Raw genomic sequence first — 12917 nt, 5'->3', positions numbered from 1 at the left:
GGGTCAAGTGGAGGAGAATAGGCAGCCTTGGCTGGTGACGGAACAATAGGCAAAGCATGTGATGTGCTGGATCAGGTCGCGTCTTTTGAGCGGCCCGTCCGGTTTGCAGAGTTGCTGGACAGCAGCGACTTTCCCAAGGCAACGCTGTATCGGTTTCTGCAATCCCTGACCAATCAGGGGATGCTGTCATATGACCCAGACAGGCAGACCTACGCGCCGGGGCTGCGGCTGGTCCGGCTGGCGCATGCGGCGTGGACACAAAGCTCGCTGGCACCGATTGCCCGACCCTTTCTGGATGCGCTGAGCCGGGAAACCGGTGAGACTGTGCATCTCGCTCAACTCGATTCCAGCCAGGTTCTGTATGTCGACAAGCGCAATGCAGCACAGCCCATCGAGATGTATTCGCAGGCGGGTAAAGTCGGCCCGGCATATTGCACTGGTGTCGGCAAAGCGATGATGGCCTTTCTGGACGAAACCGCGCTGAACAAGGCCGTGGCTCAGCAGAGTTTTCATCGCTTCACGGACAAGACGCTGGCCTCAGAACAGGCTTTGCGCGCGGATCTCGAGCTGATCCGAAGCCGCGGATACGCGATCGACGACGAAGAACACGAACCTGGTATCATCTGCATCGCCTGCCCCATCCTGACGTCTGGCGGGCGGATGCTGGGTGCGATTTCAGTGACCGGGTCCACCGAACGTATGAACTTTAAACAACTGGAGACGTGGGTCCCTCGGGTTCGGCGCGTGGCCGAACAGATCGGAACCGAAGCACAGGCGTGGCGGTTCCCCGAGACCCGCCCCAACGCCATTAACAACAGGATGCAAGTGACATGACGGGTGTAAATCTGAACCAGGCGATAAAACGGTACGGCCAGACTCAGGTCATTCATGGTGTTGATCTGCAGATCGAAGATGGTGAGTTCTGCGTGTTTGTCGGCCCGTCCGGCTGTGGCAAGTCCACCTTGTTGCGGATGATCGCCGGACTGGAAGAAACCTCCGAAGGCCAAATTCATATCGGCACGCGTGACGTCACCCACATGGACCCGGCCAAGCGTGGTGTCGCGATGGTGTTTCAGACCTACGCACTCTACCCGCATATGACAGTGGCCGAGAACATGGGGTTCGGCCTGCGCATGAACGGTGTGCCCAAAGGCGAAATCGACCAGAAGGTGCAGGAAGCGTCGAACATCCTGAAACTGGATCAGTACCTGAAGCGTAAACCCAAGGCACTGTCCGGCGGTCAGCGTCAGCGCGTTGCCATCGGCCGCGCAATTGTACGCGGCCCGGAAGTCTTCCTGTTTGACGAACCCCTATCCAACCTCGACGCGGAGCTGCGCGTTGAAATGCGGGTCGAAATCGCACGCCTGCATCAGGAAATCGGCGCAACCATGATTTATGTGACCCACGATCAGGTCGAGGCGATGACCATGGCTGACAAGATCGTCGTGCTGCGCGACGGTCGCATAGAACAGGTAGGCGCCCCAATGGATCTGTATCGTGATCCGGACAATCGGTTTGTGGCCGGGTTCATCGGGTCGCCAGCCATGAACTTCCTCGAGTGCGACTACGCCGATGGGCAGGTCACCCACCCTGCGCTGAGCCAGCCATTGGCTGTGTCAGCCTCCATTCCGACCGGCCTGAGCAAAGTGACGCTGGGCATGCGCCCCGAACACATACATATCGACCGGTCTGCCGATACATGTACCGTAGACCTGACAGAAGCGCTGGGAGGTGTGTCCTATTCCTATCTGATCTCCCCGAACGGAGACAAACTGATCGCCGAAGAACGTGATGACCAGCGCAGCACAGCAGGCGAGCGGGTCGGTATCTCGGTACCGTCGGAGCGTGTGATGGTGTTTGACCCAGAGACAGGTCAGAGGTTTCGCTAGCCCGATTAAAAAGACCTGGCATTGTGATCACAAATTTGGGCCAGAACCTGCCCAAAAATGCGCCAGCGGCCAAGATTACACCAAACCGTGTCAAATCGCGCGGGTCTACGCGATTGATTCCGAGACAAACGTGATTTAAGGGAGGCCTGTCAAATCAGAGTCACCCAAGGGGCAGATACTATCATCGCTCCTTCCGCGCCGCAGGCTTTGCGGCCCCAACGCTCAGATCGATCGCCCCTGAAAGGCTAAAAAAGGTAAAAGAATATGGCAGATAAATCGAACTTCGACATATTGTATACCATTGTAGACGAAGCGCCCGAACTGGCCAGCGCCTCGTTCCTGCCCATCATTCGCAAGTTCGCCTCGGCGGCTGGTGTGAGCGTCGGCACCAAGGATATCTCACTGGCCGGGCGAATCATCGCCACCTTTCCGGAGAACCTGACCGAAGAACAACGCATCACGGACGATCTGGCCGCTTTGGGTGAATTGGTGAAAACACCCGACGCCAATGTGATCAAGCTGCCCAATATTTCGGCCTCGGTCCCGCAACTGGTGGCCGCGATCGAAGAGTTGCAGTCGCAAGGATACAATCTGCCGAACTATCCCGACGACCCGTCGAACGACGAGGAAAAAGCAATCCGTGCACGGTATGACGCGATCAAAGGGTCGGCCGTAAACCCGGTTCTGCGTGAGGGCAACAGTGACCGCCGCGCGGCACGGGCCGTGAAAAACTATGCCCAGAAGAACCCGCATTCCATGGGCGAATGGTCGGCGGACAGCAAAACCAAAGTGTCCTCGATGTCAGCTAACGATTTCTACGCCAATGAAAAATCGGCCACCATCACCGCGGCACAAGCTGGCGACGCCAAGATCGAGTTTGTTGGCAAGGATGGCAGTGTGACTGTGCTGAAAGACAGCTGGCCGTTGGACGAAGGCACTGTGGCTGACGCGACCTTCATGTCGGTTAAGGCTTTGTCCTCTTTCCTTGCAGATGCCATTGAAGACACCAAAAAAGACGGCACCATGTTCTCGCTGCACATGAAAGCCACGATGATGAAGGTCAGCGACCCGATCATCTTCGGCTACGCGGTCAAAGCTTGGTTGGCACCTGTATTCGAGAAATTCGGCGCAGAACTGGATGCGCTGGGCGTGAACCCGAACTCCGGCATGGGCGACCTGCTGGAGCGGGTGCAAGGCAACGCGGACATCATGGCAGCCATCGATGTGATCAAGGCGGATCGCCCGACCATGTACATGGTCGACAGCGACAAGGGCATCACCAACCTGCACGTGCCGTCGGATGTGATCATCGACGCCTCGATGCCTGCCGTAATCCGCGCGGGCGGCAAAGGATGGGACGAAACCGGCGCCAAGGGCGACACCAACTGCGTAATCCCCGACCGCTGCTATGCGCCTGTTTATGATGAGACCATCAACTTCTTCAAAGCCAATGGCGCGCTGAACCCGGCCACAGCCGGAGCCGTGGAAAATGTCGGTTTGATGGCGCAAAAGGCCGAGGAATACGGCTCGCACCCGACAACGTTCCAGGCGCCTGCCGATGGCACCGTGCGCATCGTTTTGGCAAATGGTGATGTCTTGCATGAACATGCGGTTGAACAGGGCGATATATGGCGGTCCTGCACAGTCAAAGAAGCTCCGATTGAGAACTGGATTCAATTGGCTATGGACCGTCAGCGCCTGACCGGATCCGAAGCGATCTTTTGGCTGGACGCAAACCGCGCGCATGATGCGGAACTGATCAAATACGTCAAACCCGCACTGGAAGCAGCCGGTGTGACCGACAAGTTCAAGATCATGGCCCCGCGTGAAGCCACCCGTCAATCGCTGGAGACGATTACGGCTGGCAAGAACAGCATCGCCATCACCGGCAATGTGCTGCGGGATTACCTGACGGATCTGTTCCCGATCCTCGAACTGGGCACATCGGCCAAGATGCTGTCGATTGTCAAACTGATGAATGGCGGTGGCCTCTTTGAAACCGGCGCCGGTGGTTCGGCCCCGAAACACGTGCAGCAACTGGTCGAGGAAAATCACCTGCGTTGGGATTCTATGGGGGAGTTCTGCGCATTGGGTGAATCGCTGAACTTCCTTGCCGACAGCAAGGGCAATGCCAAGGCTGGTGTTCTTGGCGCGGCAGCCGAAGCGGCCACACAGGGCATTCTGGACAACAACAAGTCGCCCAGCCGCAAAGTTGGCCAGCCAGATAACCGCGACAGCCACTACTGGTTCGCACGCTACTGGGCCGAGGCGTTGGCAGCGCAAGCGGATGACGCGCAACTAGCGGCTGAATTTGCACCAATCGCCAAAGAACTGGCCAACAAAGAAGAGCAGGTTCTGGGTGAACTGGTGGCTGCACAAGGTGCAACCGCGGATTTGGGTGGATACTATCACACCGACCCGACCAAAACGGCGGCAGTGATGCGTCCCAGTGCAACACTGAACGCCATCATCGGCTAAACTATCCGGCCTGCACCGTCAGGGTGCAGGCCATTCCCGCGCAATATCGAAACGGTAGAGTGCGGGATTTTTGTATGTCATAGTTCCGGTTACGCGCTCGCGAACAGGGCGTGGGCTGACATGATGTGAACGAGTGACCTTGATGACAAACCGCATCGATGCGACGAAACAGGATAATGGCCCCAGTGTGCTGTTCTTTGGGCGCGAAAACTGTGACGGAACGCAAAAGGCCCTACAGTTTCTAAAATACGCCGGGTTTGATGTCAGCTATGTCGAATCCCAGGGTCTGGGCCAGGTGTTGCCCGACTGGGTGCGCGACTGGCGCGGCGACTATATCTTTTGCTTTCGCAGCTATTTCATTCTGGATCAGGCGCTGATTGATGCGGCGGCTATCGCTGCGATCAACTTTCACCCCGGACCGCCCGAGTATCCCGGCAGCGGATGCATCAACTTCGCGCTTTATGATGGGGCCAAGGAATACGGCGTGACGGCACACATCATCAATGCCAAGGTCGATAACGGCAATATCATTCAGGCTCTGCGCTTTCCCATCCTGCCGCATGACGGTTTGCGGTCGCTGCTCGCACGAACGCATCTGTACCTGTTTCATCTGTTTCAGGAGGTTGTCGGCGGGATAGCTACCGCCGGACACACCTATCTCAACGACCAGATGTCCCGGTCGAGTGGGGAAAGCTGGCGCGGCGAAGCGCGGCGCATGAAAGAGTTATCCGCCTTGCAGCAACTTCCGTTTGACATTGATGCGGCGGAGTTTGATCGCCGTCTCCACTCCGTGCATTTGCCCGAGTATCCGCTGTATGTTCTGCTGCACGGTCGGAAATTTGTTCTGACCGGCGAGGCAGACGAGGCCTAAAACGAGGGTCAGGGGCAGGCGACCTGTGACGGATCAAAGCGGGTCAGATCCACAAACTCATCCTCGACAACGAACTGCGCCAGATCGTTTTCACCCAAGAACCGCGCCACTTCGGTTGCGATCACAAAGTTTCCGATTTCCTGATGATGATGATCCGGCGCGCCGTATAGATCGCTGGCCGGAATGTCCCGATCGGCTGCATACCGGATCGCAGCCGGTTTCAAATCCAGCCAAGTCAAACCATTTTCTGTCGCGGCCTGATCGATCAGATCGCGGACCTCATCGCTGTATCCCACAGGATCTTCGCGAAAGGTGATCCTGTCTTCGCCGACAAATTCCGAGATGTCGGGCAGCGAAAACACGATCAGCCGCGCGCCATTGGCCGCAGCGGCCTGGGACAGAGACCGAATGGATTCAAAAAACAGCGTCTGTTCCGTCTCGGTTGGAACGGATGGCAAAAGGTTCCGGTCGAACATTTGCGTTTTGAACATCAGCAACAGCTTACCCACGTAAAGCGAGGCAAAGCCGCGTTTCAAACGCTGGGTGAATGTCGGCGTGTGATTGCGGGTGCCCGGGTTGTCCTGCCATTTGCGGAACCGGACGTTGTCGATCAGGTCGTTGCGGTTGAAGACAAACAGCAGCACCGTGTCATGAGGAATCTCGTCCTTGAACTCATCATAGGTCAGCGCGTGTTGCAGGGTTCCGTGACCCCCTGTGCCCAGGTTTACGAAATGCGAATCCTGCGACCATCGTGACAAAAAAGCGGGGATCGTCTCGGTTTCGTCAGACAAGGTGCCCCGGATGAACGAGTCGCCCAAAACCGGTATCTGTGCTTTGTCATCACCGGACGAAAACGAACCACGAAAGCCGTGTTCGTTGATCACTTGGAATGACACGATATCGTTGCGGAACTCGAAGTAAGACTGATTGGGCGTTTCCCGCGAGAACACAACGTCATGCGGCTGCAGCCGTTTGGGACCGCCTGCACAGAAATAATTCTCTTCATTTACAAGCGGAACGTTGGCCAGTTTTCGGCTGACATGTGGCTGGAAGTTCAACGGATCGAACAGGCGCAAACCGATTTCCACAACACCCAGTGTTATCAATATGCTGAGTAAAATCAGAAAAGCATTCTTCAACACGAATTAGCGGCCCCCAAAAACTAAAAAACCTGTCAAAAACTCAAATACGCCGATCATCACACCCACGTGATTTCGGCAGCGTACTTGCCGCAAGGCAATCAGGCAACCGTGTAGCTGACCTCGCGCGTTGTTCTATTTTTGTAGTATCTTCCGCGATATCAAAAAGTTCAGTGTCATCCCCGCAAGCGTTGCAATGGCCAGCGCGATTATCGGGTATACCTTGGCCGTGTCTGACAAGTACAGGACCACAAAAAAGGTGCTGAAATTGGTCAGCAACCCGATCTGCATGCCGCCGAGGTAACTTAGAAATTCGACAAACGTTGCTGGTTTGCGCGTTCGAAATGTAAAGGTTCTGTTGAGATACCAAGTGAACGTGATCGATGCGAGGATCGACAGACAGCGCGAGACGAATGTGCCTGCTCCAATTGCGTACATTGCGGTGAACACGCCGGCATCCACAAAGAAGGCCAGTGATCCGACGACGGCAAAGGTCATCATATGACGAAGGGTTTCGCCTGACGGCACGCTGGCGCTCCTGTTTCAAATTGACCACCTGTTCGGCGGCATGTTTGAGCATTCGGAGACAACATGCAACGAACCGCAATGCAAGACCAAGGCCGGATAGAGAGCGCAGGGCAACCAAAGGAATCAACGGCCACTGGAAACGGTCATAAGACAGGGAAACGCTGCCGACTTTATCAATACAATCAAAACTTTGCCGATTTGAGCGCCGCTGTTGGTTTTGGGTGCCAAACCTCGCCGTATGAGCTAGGCTATGTTTTGGGAATTGCGACAATCCCCTGAGTTTCAGTCTTCGGTTTCGACACTAAATTGGTTCAAACATGCACGTTTCGAGTTTTCTTCGTTCTACCCTGATTCACACCGGCGCCCTGAGCGTTCTATTGGCCACCGCAGGGATTGCTGACACCACATCCGGTGAAAACGTCGCGTTTCCCGGTGCCGAAGGGTATGGAAAACACGCCACCGGCTGGCGGGGCGGGAGCGTTTACTATGTCACCACGCTCGAAGATTCCGGGCGTGGCAGCCTGCGCGAGTGCCTGCAGCATCCGGGCGTTGGCCGGGTATGCCTGTTTGCGGTTTCAGGCACGATAGAGGTCGACAAACAGTTCCGCGTGTCGCCTAACACGTACATCGCCGGGCAGACTGCGCCGGGGCAGGGGATACAGTTGCGCGTGCGCGATGTGCAGTCCTCGCCGCTTATGATTTACGACTCCAATAATGTCCTGCTGCGGTTCATGAAGTTCCGGCCCGGACCAAGCAAAAAACCATCGCCCAGCGTCGACGGGCTAGGGATCGAAAGCAGTACGGATGTTTATGTCGATCATGTTTCGGTCGCTTTTGGTGTCGACGAAAACCTCGGCATTGGCAGCGAACGGTATGCCAGCCACGACATCACCATCGCCAACACAATCCTGGCTTATGGTCTGGACAAATCCACCCACACGGAACGGCGCCATTCCAAAGGTGCGTTGATCTGTTCCAAGGATGGTGCCGTCTCGGATTGCGGCCGCATTACGCTGGTGGGCAACCTGTTTGCCCATAACCGGGATCGCAACCCCGATGTCTCGTCCTCACAGCTGGGTCCGATCGATATCGTCAACAACGTCTTTTACGATGCAAGCTCACAGTTCGGCGAATTTCGGAACCTCTACGGCGACACCTGGATCAACTATGTTGGCAACGTGATCCTGCCGGGTCCAAGCACACGCGACCGCAACCGCCCTGCCGCCTTCGAAGTATTCCCCGTCGAGCCGAGCCACAAGTTGGAAGTCTTTGAACAGGACAACCTGTATCTGGACAATCGTTTGGATGTTCTTTGCGACCGCTCAAAAAAGGGGCGCATCGCAGACGTCGCTGCAGTAGCAAATCTGGTAGACCAACCTGCCCATGAACTGTCGGTTACACCGCAGCCGGTGGGCGGTGTGCTGGATCATGTGATGTCAAATGTAGGCGCGCGCTTTGGCCCGGATCGGCAACTGGACAGCCTGGATGCGTCGATCATCGAAAACGTCCTGAGGTGCGATGGTCATAGGATCGATCACCCGGACGAGGCGGGCGGCTGGCCCGATCTGCCAGAGATCAGCCTCCTGAACGATCGGGATCTGGACGGTTTGCCCGATGACTGGGAAGAGATGCAAGAGGGTCTGGATCCAGATGACCGGAGCGACACTTGGAAAGATCGGGACGGGGACGGCTGGTCAAATCTCGAAGAGTATCTGAGCCATCTGGCGGGTGATCCGCTGCCATAGGTCAAAGCACGCGGTCAGCGCAGCCATTCCTCCTGCCAGAAATGGTACATCAGCGCGACCCACAGATGGGGCCCCCAATTGCGTGTACCGGCCAAGTGCTCGTTCCACCGTTTGTTGAGTTGCGCGCGGCCAAAAATCTCACCAACCGTTGTGTCAGCGGAAAACACCTCTTGCGCGACCGATTTCAACGGGCCGCGCAACCAATCGTTCAGCGGTATGCCAAAGCCCTGTTTGGGCCGGTCATACAAAGCCTTCGGCACGCGTTTGTCCAACAGGTGTCGCAGCGCAACCTTGCCGGATTTGCCATCGTAGCGGAGCGACGCCGGCGACCGCCACGCCGCTTCTACAACACGGTAGTCCAGCAACGGCGCGCGCACCTCCAAACCCACCGACATCGATGCGCGGTCGGCTTTCACCAGAATGCTCTCGGGCAGGTACAGTTCTGAATCCAGCAGCATCATGGTGTCCTGCGGTGTCAACCCGTCTGGTATCTGATGTGCTCGAAAGGCACCCAGACAATCGGCGCTTGGGGGCTCCCACAGCGTGAACAAAGCGTTGTAACGGCTGCGGAAATCCGGGTGGCGCGCGATTGAAGCCACCTTGGACAAGCGGTCCGGGGTGACCTGATCGCGCATGTTCGCCGGAGCGAGCGGCTGGAGAACCCTTGCCGCCGCTTGCGTTACAAATGCGGGTGAGGCTGCCAGGGCCGAAACCGCCGGGCCGGGCAGTTTGGCACTCAGGCGTTCCATCGCCATCATGCGCACATACCGCTCATATCCTCCAAAGGATTCATCCCCGCCATCGCCGGACATCACCACCTTGAGCTGCGCGCGCGCCAGTTGCGAAACCAACAGCGTCGGAAAGGCCGAAGGATCGGCAAACGGTTCGTCGTAGACGTGAGGCAACGTCTGCAACAGATCAAAGGCCATTTGTGGGGTTGCCGTTACCTCATGATGGTCGGTGCCCAGATGTTGTGCGATGGCCGCCGCATGATCGGCCTCGTTGGTGGCATCATGATCGAAGCGGACCGTAAAGCTGATGACTTTGCTGTTCGATTGCTCCTGCATCATCGCGGTGATCAGGCTGGAATCGATCCCGCCCGAAAGGAACGTGCCAACGGTGACGTCCGCGACCATACGTTCGCCAACTGCCGCATGCAGCGCATCCTCGATTCCGGCCAGGGCTTGTGCTTCGGTGTTGTAGGGGTTCGCCCGTCCGGCCTCCACCCGCTCGCTGAGGTCCCAGAAGGTCTCCAACCCTTCGACCAGATCTTCGGACGATGTTGGCGGAGCGTTCAGGTCAACCTCGACCATTGTGCCAGCGGGCAGCTTCATCACATCCCGGTAAATCGTCAAAGGTGCCGGAACAAACGCATAGCGCACATACTGCGCCTGTGCCCGCCTGTCAGCCTCGGGCGTTCCGAATGCGGAATGGCTGCGCAGGGCCTTCAATTCTGAACCAAACAGCAAATGGCCGCCCTTTACGCCCAGATACAGTGGCTTCTTACCCAGCCGGTCGCGCGCAAAGACAACTCGGTTCTTTTGTCGGTCGAACACCGCAAAGGCAAACATGCCATGCGCCAGTTCCAGTGTCCTGCGAATGCCCCACAGATCCATCGAAGCCAACAGGACCTCGGTATCCGACGTGCCCCGGAACGAGACACCCTGTTCGATCAATTTCTGGCGCAGGTCGAGAAACCCGTAGATTTCGCCGTTGTAGACGATGCAAAACCGCCCGCTGGGCGAGGTCATGGGTTGAGCGCCGGTTTCTGACAAATCAACGATGGACAAGCGCCGGTGACCCAACGCAACACCTGCATCGGAATCGACAAACATCCCGTCGGCATCCGGGCCGCGATGCTCGATACTGTCGCACATCGCCTTGAGCGCAGCCGTGCCAGCCTCGACGCCGATAGGTTGGAATGCAAGATATCCAGCAATGCCGCACATGAGCCTGACTTTCTATCCGGTATGCGGGGCCGTTGAAGACCCCGGCTGGCCCGCAGGACCTTGCAGAACGTCATCATAGGCCCGGGCAATCGCAGCCAGGGAGTAGTTATTTGCGATCCGTTCCCGCGCGGCCTGGCTGCGCGCCACGTAGTCCTGCGGGGACCATTGCGCGGCTTCGACAAGAGCCTGACCCAGAGCCTGCACATCCTGCGCGGGCACAATCAGGCGGGCGTCATCCACAATACGCGCCGCATCGCCCACATCCGTTGTCACGACTGGTCGACCAAAGCTCATGGCTTCGGCGACAACATTTGGGAATCCTTCGGTGCGCGATGACAGAACCAGCAGGTCAATGTCATTGTAGAACGTCCGCATGTCGTGCAAATCGCCGCACAGGGTAACGCTGTCCTCGGGCAGATTGTTTTCTGCAATCAACTCACGCAGCGCCTCGTTCTCCGATGTCACATTTTCTCCGGCAAGGCGCGCTGATAGATCGGGCACGGTATGCCGCGCGAGCGCGAAGGCGCGAAAGAACGTCCCAAAGTCTTTTTGTGGATGGAACCGGGCCGCAAGCCCGATGACACGCGCCGGTCCGCTACGAGATTCTGGTGCGTCGGGCAGGTTGAATCCGTTGGGTATGACCGAGACATGTGCATCGGCAAAACCATACTTGGTGTGTTGCTCCAACGCGCGGGTCGAGTTGTATATGATCCCCGCGCAAAACCGCGACAGCTTCCGAGACAGTCTTACTGCGATCCGCGTGCTGCGGGTAAAGGCGGCCGGGTCGTCCAGTGCCTGACGCACCGTCCAGATCACCGGAACGCGCCGCATCGACAGAATCTCGGCAATCAATCCGACAACCATCGCATGATACATCCAGCACAACACGACATCGGGTTTGTGGGTACGGATCAGACTGGCGATGCGCCAGATCGCTGCTGGGAAAGCCAATGGCGACCTTGCGTGCAGCGACACATATTCGACCTTGTCATTCGCTGCCATCGACCGGCAGCGATCCGACACTTCGGTCAGGGCCACGACCACGGCCTTCTCACCCGAATGCGCCAGCAGGCGCGCCAGCATCGCTTGTGCGCCGCCCTGGGTCGAGAAATCCGTGACCACGTGCAGGATCATTTATCCGGCCTTCCGCGTTGCAAGCGCCCGGTTGCCCACATCGCGAACCATCTGGGCAAGACGTGCGGTGTGTTCCAAACTACATCCCGGATCAACGAGGAAGGCGAGACTGGTTTCGCCAAGCTCCTGCGCCACGGGCAGGCGTTCGGCTGGTCCCAACCCGTTTTTGCGGAACGTCTCTTCCAAATAAATCTCGGAGCAACTGCCTGAAAACGCGGGAAAACCAGCCTCAGTAATCTCGGCGATGATCCGGTCGCGAGACCAACCGGAAGCCAAAGCCTGCGGTTGCACAAATGCGTAGAACCGATAGTAAGCATGCGTCAAACCCTCTGGTGGGATCGGTACGCGGAAGGCGGGACACCCCGATAACGCGTCCATGAGGATTTCGGCGTTTGCCGTACGGTGGGCGCGCCATTCATTCAGTCGCCTCAACTGCACGCGCCCAAGCGCGGCCGAAGGACCGGTCATCCGCAGGTTGGTTCCCGGGCCAGAGTCGTGCAGCCAGCGAAAGCCCGGCGGGTGGGGCTTGTTGAAAACGGTATCATAGCCTTTGCCGTGATCCTTGTAGCTCCAGACCCGCGACCAGAGGTCATCGTCATTGGTGAGCAACAGGCCGCCTTCGCCCCCGGTTGTCATGATCTTGTCCTGGCAAAAGGAAAAGGACCCGAACGTGCCGATGGTGCCGACATGCCGGTCTCCGATCATGGCACCATGCGCCTGTGCGCAATCCTCGATCACCCACAGATCATGGGCGCGGGCCAAATCCATGATCGCGTTCATGTCGCAGGGCCATCCACCAAGATGTACCGGGATAATCCCGCGCGTGCGGGATGTGATCAAAGGCGCGATCGTTTCGACCGTCAAGTTCTGCGTCACCGGATCGACATCGGCAAACACAGGCCTTCCACCGGCCAACATCACCGAACTGGCAGACGCGATGAAACTGCGGGGTGTCACGATGACCTCGTCGCCGGGATCAAGGTCCAGCACATGCAGGGCCCCGTCTAACGTCACTGTGCCATTCGCCATCGCGATCGTGTGTTTGGCGCCGGTGTATGCGCGGTATTCATCTTCGAACGCGCGAACATCCGGGCCGGTCCATGCGTTGACCTTGCCGGAGGCCAGGACCTGACTGACTGCGTCAATCTGTTCCTGATCGTAAATGGGCCATGAAGACATCGGTA

10 protein-coding genes are annotated in these 12917 nt (G+C 57.5%); 5 read left to right on the top strand and 5 right to left on the bottom strand.

Annotation, left to right across the window (positions count from 1 at the left end):
- The first annotated feature begins 27 nt into the window (after positions 1 to 27).
- From ACR3ES_RS18825 to ACR3ES_RS18810, 4 genes are all read left to right on the top strand, one after another.
- The gene (locus tag ACR3ES_RS18825; RefSeq protein WP_170434594.1) at positions 28 to 834 is read left to right on the top strand and encodes an IclR family transcriptional regulator; all 807 of its coding nucleotides are present in this window, start codon (positions 28 to 30) and stop codon (positions 832 to 834) included.
- Entirely contained in the window at positions 831 to 1889 is a 1059-nt protein-coding gene (locus tag ACR3ES_RS18820) for an ABC transporter ATP-binding protein (protein WP_480424178.1), read from the top strand. Before ACR3ES_RS18825 ends, ACR3ES_RS18820 begins: the two co-directional genes overlap by 4 nt.
- 264 nt (positions 1890 to 2153) lie before the next feature.
- A complete protein-coding gene (locus ACR3ES_RS18815) occupies positions 2154 to 4367 on the top strand; it encodes an NADP-dependent isocitrate dehydrogenase (RefSeq protein ID WP_170434598.1) in 2214 nt (737 codons plus the stop codon).
- Positions 4368 to 4509: 142 nt separating this feature from the next.
- Positions 4510 to 5238, top strand: a complete 729-nt coding sequence (locus ACR3ES_RS18810) for a formyltransferase family protein (protein ID WP_170434600.1) — start codon at positions 4510 to 4512, stop codon at positions 5236 to 5238.
- Between the two features lie 8 nt (positions 5239 to 5246).
- On the opposite strand, the gene ACR3ES_RS18805 is transcribed toward ACR3ES_RS18810, so the two are convergent.
- Together ACR3ES_RS18805 and ACR3ES_RS18800 are read right to left on the bottom strand one after the other, a co-directional pair.
- Positions 5247 to 6344: a hypothetical protein gene (locus ACR3ES_RS18805; protein WP_480634740.1), complete on the bottom strand. Its 1098-nt coding sequence runs from the start codon at positions 6342 to 6344 to the stop codon at positions 5247 to 5249.
- Between the two features lie 168 nt (positions 6345 to 6512).
- Positions 6513 to 6905: a GtrA family protein gene (locus ACR3ES_RS18800; RefSeq protein ID WP_170434605.1), complete on the bottom strand. Its 393-nt coding sequence runs from the start codon at positions 6903 to 6905 to the stop codon at positions 6513 to 6515.
- Positions 6906 to 7222: 317 nt separating this feature from the next.
- Here ACR3ES_RS18800 and ACR3ES_RS18795 point away from each other — a divergent pair, with 317 nt between their 5' ends.
- Positions 7223 to 8650, top strand: a complete 1428-nt coding sequence (locus tag ACR3ES_RS18795) for a polysaccharide lyase domain-containing protein (RefSeq protein WP_170434606.1) — start codon at positions 7223 to 7225, stop codon at positions 8648 to 8650.
- A 14-nt stretch (positions 8651 to 8664) separates the two neighbouring features.
- Here ACR3ES_RS18795 and asnB read toward each other — a convergent pair whose 3' ends face one another.
- The 3 genes from asnB to ACR3ES_RS18780 are packed head-to-tail and all read right to left on the bottom strand — an operon-like array spanning position 8665 to position 12912.
- Positions 8665 to 10599 carry an asparagine synthase (glutamine-hydrolyzing) gene (gene asnB, locus ACR3ES_RS18790; RefSeq protein WP_170434608.1) on the bottom strand — a complete coding sequence of 645 codons (1935 nt, stop codon included), beginning with the start codon at positions 10597 to 10599 and terminating at the stop codon, positions 8665 to 8667.
- A gap of 12 nt (positions 10600 to 10611) precedes the next feature.
- Positions 10612 to 11733 (bottom strand): glycosyltransferase, encoded by a 1122-nt coding sequence (locus ACR3ES_RS18785; protein ID WP_170434610.1) that lies wholly within the window; start codon positions 11731 to 11733, stop codon positions 10612 to 10614.
- Complete coding sequence (locus ACR3ES_RS18780) at positions 11734 to 12912, bottom strand: DegT/DnrJ/EryC1/StrS family aminotransferase (protein ID WP_170434612.1); 1179 nt, start codon at positions 12910 to 12912, stop codon at positions 11734 to 11736. It lies immediately after the preceding gene.
- Positions 12913 to 12917: the final 5 nt, after the last annotated feature.

This window comes from Ruegeria sp. B1 (assembly GCF_056535885.1).
This window is presented reverse-complemented; position numbering and strand designations above follow the sequence as displayed.